This is a genomic window from Flavobacterium ajazii, from assembly GCF_010614725.1.
Lineage (GTDB): Bacteria > Bacteroidota > Bacteroidia > Flavobacteriales > Flavobacteriaceae > Flavobacterium > Flavobacterium ajazii.
This window is the reverse complement of sequence record NZ_JAAEHL010000010.1, coordinates 1-18,629: the sequence shown is the minus strand read 5'-3', so window position 1 is coordinate 18,629 and position 18,629 is coordinate 1. Positions and strand designations below refer to the sequence as shown.

The following is an 18,629-nucleotide window of genomic DNA, read 5'->3' as shown; positions in this document are numbered from 1 at the left end:
TTAATACCATGTTACTCAGTTGGTAGCATGTTCAAACTAAAAAAAATATGAGATATTTAATAATCCTGTTATTTGCGGGTTTGACTGTTGGTGCTCAGACGAAAAAAGAGCAGCTCAGTCTTATGCCCTGGCCTCAAAGTATAGTTTTAAACGACGGGAATTTTACTTTAACCAAAAAATTTAAAGTAAACATTACCGGAAATCCGAATTCAAGAATTTTTGGCGGTGCAACCCGTTTTTTACGACGTTTAGATGGCAGAACCGGTATTTTTTTCGAACAGGGTTTTATTACAAAATTAAATGAGGTTCCAACAGCAGAACTTCAGATCAATTGTACCAAAAGCGGAAAAATAGGTTTATATGAAGATGAAAGTTATCATTTAGACATCAAACAAAACAAAATTACGTTGAATGCAACCAGTGATTTAGGAGCCTTACACGGTCTTGAAACATTATTACAGTTGTTGCAAAACAATGGTTCATCGTTTTATTTTCCGAATTCGCAGATTTCAGATTTTCCAAGATTTATCTGGAGAGGTTTAATGATTGATGCTTCAAGACATTTTCAGCCGGTAGATGTTATCAAAAGAAATCTTGACGGACTGGCTGCTATGAAAATGAATGTTTTTCATTGGCATTTAGTTGATGATCAGGGCTGGAGAATCGAAACAAAAAAACATCCAAAACTAATCGAATTAGCTTCAGATGGACTCTATTACACGCAAGAAGAAATCAGAAATATAGTAAAATATGCTGATGAACGCGGTATTTTAATTGTTCCCGAAATAGATGTTCCTGGGCATGGTTCTGCGATTTTGACGGCTTATCCTGAAATTGGGAGCAAAGTGATTACGCTTACCGGTGGAACTTCAGAAAAAAATATTCAGGGAACAGCAATTGCAACCTACGGAATTGAGAGAAATGCGGGTATTTTTACGCCTACATTAGATCCTTCAAATCCCAAAACTTACCAATTGTTGAGCGAAATTTTTGATGAGGTTTGTCCGTTGTTTCCGGGAGCCTATTTTCACATTGGAGGTGATGAAAACGAAGGGAAAGACTGGGATGCCAATCCGAAGATTCAGGCATTTAAAAAGAAACACAACTTAAAAACCAATCACGAATTACAGACTTATTTTACGATGCAATTGGTTCCGATGCTAAAAAAACACGGAAAACAACTGATGGGCTGGGAAGAAATTCTAACCAAAGATTTGTCAAAAGAAGCTATTGTTCATTCGTGGAGAGGGCCAAATGAAGGTGTTTTACCGGGTCAGTCTTTAGTTGAAGCAGTAAAAAAAGGGTATAAAACAGTGTTGTCAAATGGCTATTATATTGATTTGATGTATCCGATTGAAAGTCATTATTTAACTGACCCAATGCCAAAAGATGCTAATTTATCTGCCGAAGAAAAAGCAAGAATTCTGGGCGGAGAAGCCACAATGTGGACAGAACTTGCATCACCGGCAACAATTGATTCAAGAGTGTGGCCAAGGACGGCAGCAATTGCAGAAAGATTCTGGTCTCCTGAAAATATTACCGATGTTGCTGATATGCGTAAACGCCTTGAAACCGTTTCGTTCAGATTAGAGGAATTAGGACTGACACACATTCGCAACAAAGATGTGATTCTGAGAAATATTGCCAACAATCAAAACATAAAATCGCTAACTGAATTTTCAAATGTTTGCGAACCATTAAAAGGTTATACGCGAAATAAAGACGGCACAGAATACCAGACGTATTCTCCGTTAACACTTTTCGCAGATGCATGCACACCCGACGCAAAAGATGCTTTAGCTTTTGATGAAGCGGTAACGCAATATCTGGTAAATAAAACCCCAGAGAATAAAGAAAAAGTCACAGCATTTTTAAACAAATGGATTACAGTCAACAAAGAATTAATTGATTTGAGTGCCAATGCGCCTTTGGTACAGCCGATTTTGCCATTAGCGAAAAAATTAAGTGATGCATCACAGCAATTGCTGCTTCTGTTAGACAATAAATCAGGTTTAAAACCGGCCGATTTGAAAAGCCTGATAGAACAATGCAATACAAAAGACCACGCCGACGTTGAGCTTGCAGTTTATACAAGTTTTAAAAAGTTGATATAAAGTTTGAGTTAGTAATGTGTAGTTTAAGTTAAGTTTAATGATTATTTAATTGGTTTTGTCTCTGCCGGAAAAACAATCTGGCAGAGATAATTTTAACCAAATTAGTTTATTAAAAGTTTTAAAGAGAAATAGAAATAAAATATTGGGACGGTTAAAATTGAGTTTGGTTATTTATTTTTTAATCTAAATTTTATTTCAAGTAATGTGTCAGTTTTGGGTAATTTGTTATTTGGTTTTTACCCGAAAAAGAACATTGTAAACATGGCAATTCGTTGTCAGGTTTTTTAATTTTTATTTTTTTTTTCCAGATTTAAAATTTCCCGGTCAAAATCAGAAAGATATTCTCTGTCCTGGATAACTCTAAATTTATCAAATTCCATTTCGGCTTTAATTTTAGCTTCTAAATGTGTTACTTTTCCTTTTTCATTTAGAATTGGGTAGTTAGAAAGTTGTAGAAAATTATTCAAAAAAACGGTCCAGTCTTCCATTTGCATTACAATTTGTCTTTTGGCATAATTCTCGGCTAAGTCTAAGTAAGCAGAAACAATTCTGTTTAATTCCTGAAGATGTGCATCATTTAAATAATTCTTGGCAACACTTACATCGCTTTTCTGAATTTTTCCATTGGGAGCATCTTTCCATGTAGATAATCCCATATAGATTTTAGTAGCATCGGCTTCATTATAAATAATTTCGGCAGCTGTTTTACCCGTTATTGCCCAGTGTAATTTGTTCTGAACTGTTGCAAAAAATGTCTTTGTAGTAACATCGTCTTTGTCATAATTGGCCGAAAGTGCATAGATGTCGGTTATTTTTTGATAAAATCTCCTTTCAGAGGCACGAATTTCTCTAATGCGTTCCAGTAATTCTTCAAAATAATCTTTTCCAAAGGATTTACCGTTTTTCAGCATTTCATCATTTACAATGAATCCTTTGATGATAAATTCTTTCAGTGTTTTAGTTGCCCAAATCCTGAATTGAGATGCTTGTTTAGAGTTTACTCTGTATCCTACTGCTATTATTGCATCAAGATTGTAAAAATCAATTTCTCTGCTAACCTCTCTTTTTCCTTCAGTTTGAACTATCCGGATTTTCCGGTTAGTTGAATTTTTATCTAGTTCAGATGTGTTAAAGATATTTTGAAGATGTTCATTTATAGTTCTAATGTTAACATCAAATAATTGCCCCATAGCTTTTTGTGAAAGCCAAAAATTTTCATCTAAAAAAGTAACTTCAACATTTATATTAGATTCCGATGTCTGATATAGTAAAATTGGTGCCTGCATATTTATCTTTTTTTGTCGAAATGTGTTCAGGTAATTTGAATCTGAGAAGCTGAATTATTTAATCAGCCAAGATTTTAGCGAATATAGCTAATTTGAATAAATCATTTTTGAAACATTAATTTTTAAGTACTTTTGATTCTTAAATTATTCTATTAAATATCATGCATAAATTAATCCGCTTTATCATCCTGTTTTTAATCTTTACTTCTTGCACAAGTCAGACTAAATATGGTGATCCTGAAGTTGATCCGGCAAAGATTCAAAGTAAATTTATGGATTGGTGGGCATATCAAAGCAGAAATATTATGCTTTCACGGGATTATATTGCACTGGATGAATCCTCAAAAGAAATCTCAAAAAAAGTATTTTTGAATGCCCTGGCAAACGAAAGTTTTATCCCAATCCGATTAAAATCAGCTGATTCGGTTTATTGTTACAAACTGTTTAAAATCCTTCCAAAATCAGATACAAGTATCAAAGCAACGATTAATCAGGAAGCTTTTGATGCTTTAAAAAATTATGAGATGGAAGGAAAGCCTTTTTCGGAATTCTCCTTTAAAGATTTAGACGGAAATCTGATAACCAATGAGTCCATGAACGGTAAAATCGTTGTTATAAAGTGCTGGTACATTCATTGTGCAGCCTGTATCAAAGAGTTTCCAAAGGTCAACGCATTAGTTTCAAAATACAAAGACCGAAAAGATATTATTTTCATAAGTCTGGCCGAAGATACACCGGAACAGTTAAAAACATTTTTGGCTAGAAAAACACTTTCATATTCCGTTATTCCAAACATGAAAACGTATATGAATGAAAAACTGGATTTAAATGCTTTCCCAACGCATTTTATTTTGGATAAAGCAGGAGTAATCAAAAAAGTAGTTTCGAATTACGAAAGCCTCGAAGTCGCTTTGGAGAAAGAAAGTAAAAATTAAATTTTGCACCATTAAGATATTAAGTTTCATGAAGCAGAGCTTAATTTTCTTAATATCTTAATGGTGAATTTGCATCTTTGCAACTCTGAACCTTTTTCCTTACTTTTGCACCAAATTAATTAAAAAGACATTCATGTTAACAGTCAATAATTTATCAGTTCAGTTTGGTAAAAGAATTTTATTTGACGAAGTAAATACTACGTTTACTCACGGAAATATTTACGGCGTAATTGGAGCAAATGGAGCAGGAAAATCTACTTTCTTAAAAGTTATTTCGGGCGATATTGATCCAACTTCTGGTCACATTCATTTAGAGCCGGGAAAACGTATGTCGGTTTTGAACCAGAACCACAACATGTTCGACGAACATACCGTTTTGGAAACCGTTTTAATGGGAAATAAAGTACTGTATGCTGTTAAAAAGGAAATGGATGAACTTTATTTAGATTATAATGATGCCAATGCAGACAGAATAGGGGAGCTACAGGTTCAGTTTGAAGAAATGAACGGATGGAACGCCGATTCTGATGCTGCAGCGATGTTGTCTAACTTAGGAATCACTGAAGCAGATCATTATACTTTAATGAGCGATATGGAAGGAAAAATGAAAGTACGTGTGCTTTTGGCGCAGGCACTTTTCGGAAATCCTGATTTGCTGATTATGGATGAGCCTACCAACGATTTGGATTTCGAGACAATCGCCTGGTTAGAAAACTTCTTAGCAAACTACGAAAACACTGTAATCGTTGTATCTCACGACCGTCACTTTTTGGATGCGGTTTGTACACATATTTCTGATATTGATTTCGGAAAAATCAATCACTATTCAGGAAACTATACGTTCTGGTACGAGTCTAGCCAATTAGCAGCAAAACAGCGTGCACAGCAAAACAAAAAAGCAGAAGAGAAGAAACAAGAGCTGGAAGAATTTATTCGTCGTTTTAGTGCAAACGTGGCGAAATCGAAACAAGCAACTTCTCGTAAAAAAATGATTTCGAAATTGAATATTTCTGAAATTAAACCTTCAAGCCGTCGTTACCCTGCAATTATCTTTGATCAGGATCGTGAAGCCGGAGATCAGATTTTGAATGTAGAAAACCTTTCTGCTTCTGTAGATGGAGAAGTTTTATTCAAAGATATTAACCTGAATATGGCAAAAGGCGATAAAATCGTTCTTTTCTCTAAAGATTCACGTGCTACAACTGCTTTCTACGAAATATTAAACAACGAGCAAAAAGCAGATTCCGGAACTTTTGACTGGGGAATTACAACAAATCAAGCATACTTGCCAGCTGAAAATCATAAATATTTCGAAAATGATTTAAGTTTAGTTGACTGGTTACGTCAGTATGCTAAAACAGAAGAAGAGCGTGATGAGGTATTCATTAGAGGTTTCTTAGGGAAAATGATTTTCTCTGGTGAAGAAGCTCTAAAAACGTCAAGAGTTTTATCCGGAGGAGAAAAAGTGCGTTGTATGTTGTCCAGAATGATGATGGAACGTGCAAACGTTTTAATGCTGGATGAGCCTACAAACCACTTAGATTTGGAGTCTATTACGGCTTTCAACAACTCATTGAAAAACTTCAAAGGTTCTGTAATCTTCACAACACATGACCACGAGTTCGCGCAAACTGTAGGTAATAGAATCGTAGAATTGACACCAAACGGAGTTATCGACCGTTACATGACATTTGACGAATATCTTGATGATGAAAAGATTCAGGAACAGAGAAAAAAGATGTACAATCTTTAATCTGTAAATTACAATATTAAAAATCCCAAATTCCAATTAAAACAGAATTTGGGATTTTTTATGTTTTTACTTTTTGAAAACGCGGGCAAAGATCCAGATAATGATTACGATTATAAAAATCACGATAAAGATCCCGAATCCCATTCCGGCTTTAAAAATGTCTCCAACTAATTCGCAGCTTGTAAATGAAAATAGTATAAACAATACCATTAACAGTCTTGTAATTTTATTTTGCATGATTCTGAGTTTTTAAGTTCAGAAATAAAATTACTTAAGGAACAAGGAAAATGTGTTATACAATTTTTGCGAAAAGTTTTATGATTTGGATTATTTAGAAAGTTTCGCTTTTCGCAATTACGATGGTGTGAATTTCAGGACCTTCTGCTTTGGGATAATTTACTTCAAACAATTTTACAATCTCAAAATTATTTTCAAGAAGGCTGGTTTTTAAGTTTTCTAAAGAATGATAATAAAAATAAGTTCGGTCTCCGGAGCTTCCCGAAATAAAGCTTGATTTAGCAGGATCACCTTGTACAAAACTTAAGTATAAAACTCCATTATTATGAAGTATTTGAGCAGAGTCTTTTATTAGTTTCGAACAATCTGATTCGGACAAATAGGGTAAACAAAACCCGCACATAATGGCATCAAATTTTTCATTTAACTCATTCAGCTTTCGGGTATCGATTATTTTAAAATCAGCTGTGGGATTGTTTTTTTGCGCTAATTCGATCATTTTTGGTGCAATGTCGATGCCGGTGATTTTTAAATCAGGTCTTTTGGATAATAAATATTTGGTAATGTTTCCCGGTCCGCATCCAATTTCAAATACGTTTTGTTGATCTTTTAAAAGACTGCAAAAGAAATCATAAGTTTCATCATAGATACTCAGATTCATAAATTTGTCCTCATAAAGATTCGCAATTTTATTCCAGGTTTCAAAAGTTTCTTTGTATTTATCCATTTGTTTTTTAGACTGATTTTTTATTTACGTTCTACCAAATATAATTATTAGTTTTTTACGGATGCTAAACCTGTCGGGTAAAAACAGATGCCAGACTGAGTTCATTAGGTTTTGAAGAGCCATCGGCTCGGATTAATATTGTAGGGCCCCGGATTTTAATCCGATCTGAAATTCGGGATGAGGTAAAAAGAACCATTGGTTCGATACATATTATATGTTTATGAATATGAACCGTTCCGATGGAACTTTACGTATGGTCGTTCTCTTTTATAACGGATTGAAATCCGTTGCTACAATTTAGTTCATTCCTACGGAATTTTAATGTTCACTAAGTTGATATACTTTGCGTGCACGGAAAGAATTTCCGCGCTATCGTTGCACATATACGAGCGATCGGGATAATTATTTTTCTCATGAAATTTGGTGTATTTTGTTAATTTAAGCAAAAATGGATTGATTTTGATACGAATTTAATTAGCAGTTTCAAATATATTTTACGTGTTCGCTCGGTATATCTGTATTATCGGACTTTATACTATACTAAATATGATTTCAACTAATAGATGTTTTTTGAACTAATTTCTTTAAAAAATGGTTAAAATACTGTTAGTGATTTTAAAAATTTAAGATATTTTTGGTAAAAAAAATATCTATAAAATAAATTATGCAAAACGATATCTTTAATTTAAAAGCTTCAAGAATAGAAGTAGTTGATGCTCTGCGTGGTTATGCCGTTATGTCAATCATGTTGTTACATAATATTGAACATTTTGATTTCTATCATTTTCCTGAGCATTTGCCAAATTGGATGAAGGTTTTAGATAAAGGAATTTGGGAAACTTTGTTTTTTCTTTTTGGAGGTAAATCGTATGCAATTTTTGCTTTACTTTTTTGCTTTACTTTTTTTATTCAAAATCAAAATCAAGAAAAAAAAGGTAAAGATTTTAGGCTTCGTTTTGCTTGGCGTTTAGTATTGTTGGCTGGTTTCGGTTATATAAATACTATTTTTTTTGAAGGAGATATTCTGGTTTTATATGCTATTTTAGGAGGTATTCTAATTGTAACAGTTAAATTTAACAATAGACTTGTTTTAATGCTTGCTTTATTGTTGCTCTTACTGCCATTTGACTGGTATGTTTTTTTTGATGCTTTGTTGACACCTAATTATGTTGCACCCAAAAAAATGTCGTCTATATATTTTAAAGAAATGATGGCAGCACTAAAATCGCCTTCCTATTCCTTTTTGGAACATGCCAGAATAAATTTAACAATAGGGCGTAAAGCTTGTTTGTATTGGTGTTGGGAGAATACCCGATTTTTTCAAGCTTCAGCTTTGTTTTTGTTAGGGATGCTTTTGGGTCGGAAAGGATATTTTATAGCATCAGAAAACAGTTTTAATTTTTGGAAGAAAATAATTTTTTATTGCATTCCATTAACGGTATTATTGTTTGTTTTGAAATACAATGCCAAATATTTTTTTGAAAGCAAGGCTATTTTCAAAATTTTTAATATTGTTATGACTTCTTGGTCAAACGTAACTTTTATGTTTGTCGTGGTAGGTGTTTTAATTTTGTCGTTTTATCATTCTGAATTCATGAAATCCCTACTTTCTAAATTGATGCCTTTTGGAAAGATGAGCTTGACTTGTTATATCACACAATCTGTAATGGGGGCGTTTGTTTATTATCGGTGGGGACTTGGGTTGTATGAATATACTGGAGCTACTTATTGCTTTTTAATTGCTATTGTTTTGTTTAGTATTCAGCTCATTTTTTGTAAATGTTGGCTAAAAAATCATAAACAAGGTCCGTTTGAGTATATTTGGAGTAAACTGACTTGGCTGTCATTCAAGTCTAAAGAAAAATCAGTAATTATATAAGGAGTACTTTAAAAATCCTAAAATGGTTTTGTATATTTGCCCGACCAATCATTACAATTACTTATGAGCCAAAAAGTATTACTTAATTCAAAAGAAGTTACTATCATACTCCATCGTTTGGCTTGTCAGTTAATCGAAAAACATCTTGATTTTTCAGACACTATTTTAATCGGTATTCAGCCGAGAGGTGTCTTTCTTGCGGAGCGTTTAAAACAGATTTTAGAGAACGAATACAATACGCCTCAAATTTCACTGGGTTATCTGGATATCACTTTCTTTAGAGATGATTTTCGCAGAACTGAGAAACCTCTTGAAGCTAATAAAACGCAAATAAATTTTATAGTCGAAAACAAAAAAGTCATTTTTATTGATGATGTATTGTTTACCGGAAGAAGCATTCGTTCTGCCTTAACCGCAATTCAGTCTTTTGGAAGACCTTCAGAAATTGAATTATTAGTGTTAATCGACAGACGTTTCAGCCGTAATTTACCAATTCAGCCCGATTATCGAGGCCGTCAGGTAGATGCAATTAATGGCGAAAAAGTAAAAGTGAGCTGGAAAGAAAATGATGGTGAAGATGTAGTGCATTTGGTTACAAATTAGTTTAATCGGTTAACCGGTTAATTGTTTAATCGGAAGAAAAACGATTAAACGATTAAACAAATTAACGATTAAACAGTAAAAAAAACAGTTAAACATTAAACATGAAAGAATTAAGCGTAAATCATTTATTAGGAATCAAATATATCAACGAAAATGATATAAACCTGATTTTTGAAACGGCAGATCATTTTAAAGAAGTCATTAACCGACCAATTAAAAAAGTTCCTTCATTACGAGATATTACCATTGCCAATATTTTCTTCGAAAACAGTACAAGAACCAAACTCTCTTTCGAATTAGCTCAGAAACGTTTATCTGCTGATGTCATCAGTTTTTCTGCAGCTCAGTCATCCGTTAAAAAAGGAGAAACTCTGATTGATACTGTAAATAATATCCTTTCGATGAAAGTAGATATGGTTGTAATGCGCCACTCCAATCCCGGAGCGGCTTATTTTTTATCTAAAAATGTCAAAGCCAGTATCGTAAATGCCGGAGACGGAGCGCATGAACATCCAACTCAGGCTTTATTGGATAGTTATTCTATCAGAGAAAAACTGGGTGATGTTGCCGGAAAAAAAGTAGTTATTGTAGGCGATATTCTGCATTCGAGAGTTGCCTTATCCAACATATATGCTTTGCAGATGCAGGGCGCAGAAGTAAAAGTCTGCGGTCCAAAAACACTGATTCCGAGATATATCGAATCGCTTGGTGTTACGGTTGAACCGAATTTACGTAAAGCTTTAGAATGGTGTGACGTTGCCAATATGCTTCGTGTTCAAAACGAACGTATGGATGTGAATTTCTTCCCATCAACACGTGAGTATGCGCAACAATACGGAGTCGATAAACCGCTTTTGGATTCGCTAGGAAAAGAAATCGTAATCATGCACCCTGGACCAATCAACAGGGGAGTAGAGATTACATCTGAAGTTGCGGATTCTGATCATTCAGTAATTTTGAATCAGGTGGAAAATGGTGTTGCGATTAGAATGGCAGTTATTTATCTTTTGGCTTCTAAGATTCAGTAGTTTTCTTTTTGTTTCAAGTTTAATGTTTCAAGTTGTTGAAATGTGATGCCATCTTGAGTCCATTCGGCTTCGCTCAGGATAAACTTTGGTGAAGGGTTTTATGCAGAGAGTCTTTCTAATAAAGGGCTTTGACTCCGCTCAGCCTAACAACGTAACTTGAAACCTGAAACCTGAAACCTGAAACATCAAGTCCAAACCAGAAACAACAAAGAAAAAAACTTTGTACATTTGCCTTCAGAAATATCAATTTTTATATAAGCCCCACAAATTATAAAATGAAAGTAGATCAAAAAGGACATACCGTTACTATTAAGGATACTCAGGGAGATGTTAATTCTTTCCTTGAAAAAGTAACGCAGCAGTTTAAAACCTTTGAAAAACACAATATTATAATCGATTTATCTGCCGATACGACTTTGACAGAAAATGATTTGAAACTTTTTTTACCGCTTTCAAAACAGCAGAAAAAGTCAAAAAAATCGTTTGTAATTGTGGTTTCAGATCTTGATTTCAATGCAATTTCAGTTAAATTGACTGTTGTGCCTTCACTTTTAGAAGCACACGATATTATCGAAATGGAAGAAATTGAAAGAGATCTTGGATTCTAAAATTGATTTTAATTGTTTATTCGTTTAATTGTTTAATCGATTTGATTTAATTTTAGACAATTAAACGATTTACCAAATTAACGAATAAACATAAAATTGAAATTAACGATACTTGGCTGCTATGCGGCTACTCCCAGAACGATTACCAACCCAACTTCGCAGGTTTTAGAAATTAAAAACCGATTGTTTTTGATTGACTGTGGCGAAGGAACTCAGGTACAGCTTCGAAAAAACAAAATCAAATTTTCTAAAATCAATCACATCTTTATTTCGCATCTTCACGGAGATCATTTGTATGGATTGATTGGAACTATTTCGACTTTTTCCCTTTTGGGAAGAACAACCGATTTACATATTTACGGACCGAAAGGAATTAAAGAACTTATTCTGCTTCAATTAAAATTAACAGAATCCTGGACAACTTATTCCTTGTTTTTTCATGAATTAGAATCTAAAGAAAGTGAAGTGATTTTTGAAGATCAGAAAGTGATTGTAAAAACGATTCCGCTGAAACACCGCATTTATACCAACGGATATTTGTTTCAGGAAAAGCCCGCAGAAAGAAAGCTGAATATAGAAGCGGTACAGCAATATGATATTCACGTAGCATATTATCAAAAGATAAAAAACGGTGGTGATATTACGCTTGATGACGGAAGGGTAATTGAAAATGAGAAACTGTCTTTTGATCCGGTTCCGGCAATGAGTTACGCTTTTTGTTCAGATACAGTTTATAATGAAGCTATTATTCCGATCATCGAAAATGTAGATGTTTTGTATCATGAATCTACCTTTTTGGAATCAGAAGCTCCTTTGGCAGAAAAGACATTACATTCTACAGCAAAAGAAGCGGCAACGATAGCAGTGAAAGCAAATGTAAAGCAATTGATTTTAGGTCATTATTCGACACGATACGAAGGAATTGAACCTTTTAAAAAAGAAGCTGAAACCATTTTTCCGAATGTACTTTTGGGTGATGACGGGGTTTCGTTTGAATTTTAATTTTAAAGGTCCTGAGATTCTAAGATACTAAGGTTCTAAGTTTTCTTCTGAGAAACCTGAAACTTGAAACTTGAAACAAAAAAACTAAAACTATGAGCGATTTAAGCAATTATAGAAAATCATACGAAAAAAGCGAATTGCTTGAAACGACAATTCCTGAAGATCCGATTAACCTTTTTAACAGATGGTTTCATGAAGTGGAAGATTTTGGAGGAGTAGGAGAAGTAAACGCCATGACGGTTTCGACAATTGGACTAGATGGTTTTCCGAAGTCCCGTGTGGTTTTACTGAAGAAATATTCTGAAGAAGGCTTTATATTTTACACCAATTACAATTCTGAAAAAGGAAAAGCAATTACAGCTAATCCGCATGTTTGTCTATCTTTTTTCTGGCCTAATATGGAACGTCAGGTAATCATTAAAGGAATTGCCCAAAAAACGTCTGAAATTATTTCGGACAATTATTTTGATTCACGTCCGGACGGAAGCAAATTAGGAGCTGTTGTTTCAAATCAGAGCGAAGTGATTCCGTCCAGATCATTTTTGGAAGAAAAATTAAAACAGCTGGAAAAAGAATTTGAAGGAAAAACTATTTCAAGGCCGGAACATTGGGGCGGATTTTTAGTGACTCCTTTAGAAGTTGAATTCTGGCAGGGAAGACCTAACCGCCTGCATGACAGAATTCGTTATTTCAGTCAGTCTGATTTTACCTGGAAAATTGACAGGCTTGCACCATAGTGTAAGATTTTTGGTTGTTAAAATGCTTAAATTGTGCTTTTTATCGATTAATTTTGGTTGTTGAACGGTAATTTTGTTATTTTAAAACGATAATTAAATTATTTTATTTACAGATTTAAATAAGTTGCCCCACAATTTATTTACACACATGCAACCAATTTTATGAAAAAATGGCTTCAGGCAATGTTGCTTTTTGCACTTGTTTTTGTTTTTAATTCATGTTCTTCAGATTCAGCTGAAGGTATTGATGATTCTCAATCTAAACTTGTTACTGATTATACTTATAATGAATCAGAACTGGAAGCACTTGATTTGATAAACAAACATCGTCTAAGTATTGGACTAAATGCTTTAGAAAGAATAAATCATATTTCATACAAATCCGAAGAACATGATTTTTACATGATTGCCAACAAAGTGGTAAATCATAATGATTTTGTTGCAAGGTCAGAGAATATCACCAGTGTTTTAGGTGCAAAAAAGGTGGGTGAGAATGTGGCTTATAATTATCAAACTTCAGAAGCAGCAGTAAAGGCCTGGTTGGAGAGTCCGAGCCATAAACAAAATATAGAGGGCGATTATACCCATTTTGGTATTGCCATTAAAATTGATGCAGAAACAGGTAAAAAATATTATACCAATATTTTTGCAAAAATTTAGAAGAAAGTTAGTATTCAGGTTTAGTTATTAAAAGTCGTTGTAAGGTCATGTTTACAACGACTTTTTTTGAAAAAAAGCTACCCCGAAAGGTAGCTGAGGTTATTGGTTTTTGGTTATTTATAAAGCTGTAATAATAAATTCGCTTCTTCTGTTTGCCTGATGTTCTTCTTCTGTACATTTTACACCATCAGCGCATTGGTTTACAAGTTGTGTCTCACCGTAGCCTCTGCCGGTTAAACGGTTTTTTGCCACACCATTGGTAATAAGCCATTCTATGGTAGATTTCGCTCTTCGGTCAGACAAAGATTCATTGTATTTATGACTTGCTCTGCTGTCTGTATGAGAACGTATGTCCAGTTTCATTTTTGGATTATCGTTTAAAACATCTAATATTTTTTCTAAATCCAAAGCAGCTTCTTCTCTGATGTTAGATTTGTCAAGGTCAAAATAAATCATTTTTATACCAAAACATTTTCCTAAATCATCGCCAATTGCAACTTTACATTTAGCAGGTTCCAAAGCAATCGGAAGATTTGTTTTACCGGTTTTATCAGGTATTTTGATGCTTACTTCTTTGGTATTGTATTCAGGTTTTTCAGCTCTTACATAATACGTTTCGTCACATTCGACCTGAAAATTGTAATTTCCGGTTTCATCTGCGATGAACGTTTTTTTAAGATCAAGATTCCGGTCATACAAGCTAACTTTTGCCCCGGGCAAAATCATTCCGGTAGCTTCATCGGTAATAAGACCATATAATTCCTGGGCGCATTTTAATCGTCTTGTTTCTAAAAACTTATAGATGTCGTCAGAACCTTTTCCACCGTCTTTGTTGGAACTAAAATACCCTTTTCTTGTAGCAGTATCAATCGTATAGGCAAAATCATCTTTAGGTGAATTGATATCGGCACCCAGATTCTCGATATCACTAATGCTTCCGTCTGGTTCTATCTGACCTACAAAAACATCAAGACCGCCAAGCCCGGGATGTCCGTCTGAAGAAAAGTAAATTTCGTTTTCATCGCTAACATACGGAAATGTTTCTTTGCCTTCTGTATTAATCGATTTTCCTAGATTTTTAGGAGTTCCATACTCACCTTTTTCATTGATACTAACTTTAAAAATATCAGACTGCCCAATACTTCCGGGCATATCTGAAGTAAAATATAAAGTTTTTTCATCAGGACTAAGTGCAGGATGAGCAGTACTGTAATTGTTGCTGCTGAAGGGAAGTTCTCTAATATTAGTCCATTTGCCATTTTCGAGAGTTGCTTTGTAAATCTTGATAAAAGTAATTTTGTCTTCATTTTTTCCTTTTTTTCCATCTAAATAATTATTACGTGTGAAATAAATTGTTTTTCCGTCTTTTGTAAGTACGGGAGAAGATTCATGGAATTTAGTATTCAATGCAGTTTTGAATTTTTTTACTTTGGCAGAATCAACATCTGTAACATATAAATTGGTAAAATATTCGCCTGTCCATTTGTGTTTGCGATTCGAAAAATTACCGGTATCCCTTGCTGAAGCAAAATAGATTTTATTATTAGTCACAAAAGTGCTGTAGTCAGAATATTGGGAGTTGATGCCGGCGTCTTCAATATTATAACGACCTGAGTTGGCTTTGATTTTATCAAGGTAATTTACGTTTTCTTTATAAAGTCTGCCACGGTTGTCATCTTTGTATTTAGAATTAAATTCGTCAAGGATTTTATTAGCCTGTGCGGTTTGCCCTGTTGCTTTTAGAGATTGGGCATATCGGTAATAAAACTCAGATTCCGGACTTGGGTTCATGGCAAATAATTCTCCATACCATTTGGAAGCCCCTTCAAAGTCAGAATTAAAATAATAAGCATTCCCCAGTTTTTTAAACATGTCTTCAGATTTGTATCCTTTCCGGGCTACTCTCTCATAGGTCTTTATGGCATCGATATAAGCATAGCCATCGTATTTTTTATCAGCAGCGTTCACTTTCGATTGTTGGGAATAACATTTGAATGAAAAAACACTTACCATTGTGAAGCAAAGGAGTATAAAATTTTTCATAATAACTATTTTTAAAAGAAACGAGGAGTTGTCATTTTACCATTTTTGGTGACGAATTCATAACGCAGAAATATCTCGTGCGATCCTGAATTATAGTTACTCAGGTTGGTGGTTTCACGATCATAACCGTATCCGAGATAAAGACCGTCTGAAATTTGAAATCCAACCATAGCACTCAGTGAAGCACTCCAACGGTAAGCAACACCCACTACAAATTTGTCTATAAACATAAAATTGGCGGATACATCGACTTGTAGTGGGGCTCCTTCTACCATTTTGGTCAGTAAAGCAGGTTTGAATTTTATATATTGATATTTATCCAGATCAAAAACATAACCTGCAATAAAATAATAATTGATTTTATCTTTATAAATAGCAATGTCGTTGTCATTGTAACGATTTGTTTCTATAAAGTTTGGTACAGATAATCCCAAATAAGCTTTGTCTGAATGATAATAAATCCCGGCTCCTACATTTGGAGAGAATTTATTGTCAAAATCCTGAAATTGAGGATCTCCAGCTACATCCGGATTTAGTTTATTAACATCAAGATTAAACAAATTGGCTGTTCCTTTGATACCAAAAGACAGTTTAAAATCTGCAGATGTCTGAATAGTGTACGAAAGGTCAACGGAGATATTATTCTCATTTGTAGGTCCTATTTTATCGTTTACTAAAGAAAGACCGACTCCCAAATTACTGTTGTTTATTGGAGAATTTACAGAAATACAGCCTGTCTCAGGAGCGCCGTCAAGTCCTACCCATTGTGTACGGTATAAACCGAAAATGCTTAAAGCTCCACGAGAACCTGCATAAGCAGGGTTGACATTTATGGTATTGTACATGTATTGCGTAAATTGAGCATCCTGCTGTGCAAAACTTACCATGGATACAAACATAATAACGAAGGAAAATAATTTTGTTCTCATAGTAGATATTTTTTTTGCAATTATTACTAATGATTTTTATCACTGAAAATCCTTAACAATAAGCCCTCTATTCACTTACTCAAACAAGGATTTTGTATTGATTATTTTGTAATTCGGCGCAGGGGTGCACCGAATTACAAATAGTGTTTATTTTGATAAATAGAGATAACCGTCTTGTTTGTTAGTGTGTGCTACGTTGTTATTATCAAACGATTTGTAGGTTATGATGTAAAAGTATGTTCCGGTAGGCAGTCCTTCAGATTGTTTGATGGTAGTTCGGCCTCTGGAAGTTCCGTCAAAAGCGTTGGTGAGATTGTTATAATTAGTGGTTTCGAAAACCAATATTCCCCAACGATTATAGATTTCTACAGTATTTTCAGGATAACAGGTAGTCTGGTCAATATTATCAATTTTGAATAAATCATTTATACCGTCACCATTAGGAGAGAAAGCATTGTGCACTAATACTTTTTCACAAGCTAATACTCTACAGTCATCATTTACCAGTAAATTCAATGATACGCTTCTTGGACAATCTTCATTTGTTGTTTTATATTCAAATGTGTAACTGCCCAATGGAAGACCAAAAACAGTAAGGATGTTTCCTTGTAATGCATTAGTACTGTTTGTGTCTGTCCAGATTCCTGTTTTTGAAATTTCTTCAGGCAATAAACCTGATAAGTCGAGAGTTGAGGAATCAGCATTACAAGCTTCACTGTTAAGGTTGATAATAACATTTGAAGGCTGTGTGATGGTTACAGTAGCTGTTGCAGAACAAATCTGATTATTAGTATTAACCGATGATGTTGCTGTAAGTGTGTATACTCCTGCACGTAAATTAGTATTTCCTACAACTTCATTGTTCTGATTTGTAATTACAACAGTTGAACCAGGGCTGTTAGTTACTAAAATAGAGCCGTTACTGCCTTCAAAGCAGGTAACATTTGAAGCTATTCCCGTTACTGAAATTTTATTTTCAACAGTAAAGGTTTGTACTAGTTCAGTTTTGTTACCTGCACAATCTGTTAAGGTATAAGTTCTGGTTAAGACATATGCATTTCCATCACAGCCGCTTCCTCCATTGTTCGAATCACTTATCGAGATGTTTACGCTCTCGCTGCAATTATCTGCTGCATCTATTATGTCTTGTGGGCTTCCGGCGGGTATGTTGGCAATACTTTGTAAATTAGCCACACTCACAGGGGCAGTTCCTGTAGGTGCAGTTATGTCTCTTACTGTTATAACCTGAGTGTGAGAAGCAGTATTTCCGCTGCAGTCACTTGTTGTCCAGGTACGAGTTAAAGTGTAATTTGTAAGACATTCATTTTGGATATTGCTTTTTGTTTCAGAAAAAACAATTGGTAAATTGCTATTGCAATTATCTGAAACTTCTATAGTTGCTGGTTCAGGGACAGCATCACATGAAACGGTAATATCTAAAGGAAGATTTCCTGTAAACATTGGTGGTGTTGTATCTTCCAGAGTAATCACCTGAGTGAAAGTATCAGAAGTGTTTCCGCAATCGTCTTTTATTGTCCATGTATTGGTATAAGTTCCGGCGTTTGAGCAACCTTCCGAAGCCATAAATTGACCACTTACTTTTACAATGTTTGAAACATCAGTATCACAAAGATCTGAAGCCACAGGGAACATTGCCTGAGCGTTTTCCAAACCTGAAAGATCACTGCATTGTAGAGTTACATTCAAAGAACCCATTTCAGTAGCCCATGTTGGAGCAGTGGTGTCTTCGATAGTAATTATTTGAGTGAAAGTATCAGAAGTGTTACCACAGTCGTCTTTAACAGTCCAGGTGTTGGTGTAAGTTCCGGCGTTTGAGCAACTTTCAGAAGCGATAAACTGACCACTTACTTTTACAATGTTTGAAACATCAGTATCACATAAGTCAGAAGCTGTTGGGAACATTTCCTGAGCATTTTCTAATCCTGAAAGATCGCTGCATTGTAGAGTTACATTTAAAGAACCCATTTCAGTAGCCCATGTAGGCGCGGTGGTGTCTTCGATGGTAATTACTTGCGTGAAAGTATCAGAAGTGTTACCACAGTCGTCTTTAACAGTCCAGGTGTTGGT

The 18,629-nt window shown here is 34.5% G+C and carries 16 protein-coding genes; 10 read left to right on the top strand and 6 right to left on the bottom strand.

Annotated elements, in window-relative coordinates; all coding sequences use genetic code 11:
• Window positions 1–47 precede the first annotated feature (47 nt).
• Window positions 48–2,114, top strand: a complete 2,067-nt coding sequence (locus GWR14_RS17365) for a beta-N-acetylhexosaminidase (protein ID WP_163410352.1) — start codon at window positions 48–50, stop codon at window positions 2,112–2,114.
• 284 nt (window positions 2,115–2,398) lie between these two features.
• On the opposite strand, the gene GWR14_RS17360 is transcribed toward GWR14_RS17365, so the two are convergent.
• Window positions 2,399–3,400, bottom strand: coding sequence for a virulence RhuM family protein (locus tag GWR14_RS17360; RefSeq protein ID WP_163410351.1), 1,002 nt, complete (start codon window positions 3,398–3,400; stop codon window positions 2,399–2,401).
• 161 nt (window positions 3,401–3,561) lie between these two features.
• Here GWR14_RS17360 and GWR14_RS17355 point away from each other — a divergent pair, with 161 nt between their 5' ends.
• A complete protein-coding gene (locus GWR14_RS17355) occupies window positions 3,562–4,335 on the top strand; it encodes a TlpA family protein disulfide reductase (RefSeq protein WP_163410350.1) in 774 nt (257 codons plus the stop codon).
• Window positions 4,336–4,468: 133 nt separating this feature from the next.
• Window positions 4,469–6,088 (top strand): ABC-F family ATP-binding cassette domain-containing protein, encoded by a 1,620-nt coding sequence (locus GWR14_RS17350; protein WP_163410349.1) that lies wholly within the window; start codon window positions 4,469–4,471, stop codon window positions 6,086–6,088.
• A 66-nt stretch (window positions 6,089–6,154) separates the two neighbouring features.
• On the opposite strand, the gene GWR14_RS23730 is transcribed toward GWR14_RS17350, so the two are convergent.
• Window positions 6,155–6,325: a hypothetical protein gene (locus GWR14_RS23730; RefSeq protein WP_187356542.1), complete on the bottom strand. Its 171-nt coding sequence runs from the start codon at window positions 6,323–6,325 to the stop codon at window positions 6,155–6,157.
• A 94-nt stretch (window positions 6,326–6,419) separates the two neighbouring features.
• Entirely contained in the window at window positions 6,420–7,052 is a 633-nt protein-coding gene (locus GWR14_RS17345) for a class I SAM-dependent methyltransferase (RefSeq protein WP_163410348.1), read from the bottom strand.
• Window positions 7,053–7,716: 664 nt separating this feature from the next.
• On the opposite strand from GWR14_RS17345, the gene GWR14_RS17340 reads away from it, so the two are divergent.
• The 7 genes from GWR14_RS17340 (at window position 7,717) to GWR14_RS17310 (ending at window position 13,569) form a co-directional block, all read left to right on the top strand.
• Window positions 7,717–8,931: a DUF418 domain-containing protein gene (locus GWR14_RS17340; RefSeq protein WP_163410347.1), complete on the top strand. Its 1,215-nt coding sequence runs from the start codon at window positions 7,717–7,719 to the stop codon at window positions 8,929–8,931.
• Window positions 8,932–8,994: 63 nt separating this feature from the next.
• Window positions 8,995–9,534, top strand: a complete 540-nt coding sequence (gene pyrR / locus GWR14_RS17335) for a bifunctional pyr operon transcriptional regulator/uracil phosphoribosyltransferase PyrR (protein WP_163410346.1) — start codon at window positions 8,995–8,997, stop codon at window positions 9,532–9,534.
• Window positions 9,535–9,635: 101 nt separating this feature from the next.
• The gene (locus GWR14_RS17330; protein ID WP_029273654.1) at window positions 9,636–10,562 is read left to right on the top strand and encodes an aspartate carbamoyltransferase catalytic subunit; all 927 of its coding nucleotides are present in this window, start codon (window positions 9,636–9,638) and stop codon (window positions 10,560–10,562) included.
• 275 nt (window positions 10,563–10,837) lie between these two features.
• Window positions 10,838–11,170 carry a ribonuclease Z gene (locus GWR14_RS17325; RefSeq protein WP_163410345.1) on the top strand — a complete coding sequence of 111 codons (333 nt, stop codon included), beginning with the start codon at window positions 10,838–10,840 and terminating at the stop codon, window positions 11,168–11,170.
• Between the two features lie 96 nt (window positions 11,171–11,266).
• The gene (locus GWR14_RS17320) at window positions 11,267–12,172 is read left to right on the top strand and encodes a ribonuclease Z (protein WP_163410344.1); all 906 of its coding nucleotides are present in this window, start codon (window positions 11,267–11,269) and stop codon (window positions 12,170–12,172) included.
• A gap of 92 nt (window positions 12,173–12,264) precedes the next feature.
• Window positions 12,265–12,909 (top strand): pyridoxamine 5'-phosphate oxidase, encoded by a 645-nt coding sequence (gene pdxH / locus GWR14_RS17315; RefSeq protein WP_163410343.1) that lies wholly within the window; start codon window positions 12,265–12,267, stop codon window positions 12,907–12,909.
• 162 nt (window positions 12,910–13,071) lie between these two features.
• Complete coding sequence (locus tag GWR14_RS17310; RefSeq protein WP_163410342.1) at window positions 13,072–13,569, top strand: CAP domain-containing protein; 498 nt, start codon at window positions 13,072–13,074, stop codon at window positions 13,567–13,569.
• 117 nt (window positions 13,570–13,686) lie between these two features.
• On the opposite strand, the gene GWR14_RS17305 is transcribed toward GWR14_RS17310, so the two are convergent.
• From GWR14_RS17305 to GWR14_RS17295, 3 genes are all read right to left on the bottom strand, one after another.
• Window positions 13,687–15,612 carry an OmpA family protein gene (locus tag GWR14_RS17305; RefSeq protein WP_163410341.1) on the bottom strand — a complete coding sequence of 642 codons (1,926 nt, stop codon included), beginning with the start codon at window positions 15,610–15,612 and terminating at the stop codon, window positions 13,687–13,689.
• Window positions 15,613–15,623: 11 nt separating this feature from the next.
• The gene (locus GWR14_RS17300; RefSeq protein ID WP_163410340.1) at window positions 15,624–16,541 is read right to left on the bottom strand and encodes a PorP/SprF family type IX secretion system membrane protein; all 918 of its coding nucleotides are present in this window, start codon (window positions 16,539–16,541) and stop codon (window positions 15,624–15,626) included.
• Window positions 16,542–16,688: 147 nt separating this feature from the next.
• The coding region (locus GWR14_RS17295) for a gliding motility-associated C-terminal domain-containing protein (protein ID WP_163410339.1) at window positions 16,689–18,629 on the bottom strand (1,941 nt) is incomplete at its 5' end.

Coding starts and splice junctions, on each gene's coding strand:
- GWR14_RS17365 (WP_163410352.1), top strand. CDS start 48: ATGAGATATTTAATAATCCTGTTATTTGCGGGTTTGACTGTTGGTGCT.
- GWR14_RS17360 (WP_163410351.1), bottom strand. CDS start 3,400: ATGCAGGCACCAATTTTACTATATCAGACATCGGAATCTAATATAAAT.
- GWR14_RS17355 (WP_163410350.1), top strand. CDS start 3,562: ATGCATAAATTAATCCGCTTTATCATCCTGTTTTTAATCTTTACTTCT.
- GWR14_RS17350 (WP_163410349.1), top strand. CDS start 4,469: ATGTTAACAGTCAATAATTTATCAGTTCAGTTTGGTAAAAGAATTTTA.
- GWR14_RS23730 (WP_187356542.1), bottom strand. CDS start 6,325: ATGCAAAATAAAATTACAAGACTGTTAATGGTATTGTTTATACTATTT.
- GWR14_RS17345 (WP_163410348.1), bottom strand. CDS start 7,052: ATGGATAAATACAAAGAAACTTTTGAAACCTGGAATAAAATTGCGAAT.
- GWR14_RS17340 (WP_163410347.1), top strand. CDS start 7,717: ATGCAAAACGATATCTTTAATTTAAAAGCTTCAAGAATAGAAGTAGTT.
- pyrR (WP_163410346.1), top strand. CDS start 8,995: ATGAGCCAAAAAGTATTACTTAATTCAAAAGAAGTTACTATCATACTC.
- GWR14_RS17330 (WP_029273654.1), top strand. CDS start 9,636: ATGAAAGAATTAAGCGTAAATCATTTATTAGGAATCAAATATATCAAC.
- GWR14_RS17325 (WP_163410345.1), top strand. CDS start 10,838: ATGAAAGTAGATCAAAAAGGACATACCGTTACTATTAAGGATACTCAG.
- pdxH (WP_163410343.1), top strand. CDS start 12,265: ATGAGCGATTTAAGCAATTATAGAAAATCATACGAAAAAAGCGAATTG.
- GWR14_RS17310 (WP_163410342.1), top strand. CDS start 13,072: ATGAAAAAATGGCTTCAGGCAATGTTGCTTTTTGCACTTGTTTTTGTT.
- GWR14_RS17305 (WP_163410341.1), bottom strand. CDS start 15,612: ATGAAAAATTTTATACTCCTTTGCTTCACAATGGTAAGTGTTTTTTCA.
- GWR14_RS17300 (WP_163410340.1), bottom strand. CDS start 16,541: ATGAGAACAAAATTATTTTCCTTCGTTATTATGTTTGTATCCATGGTA.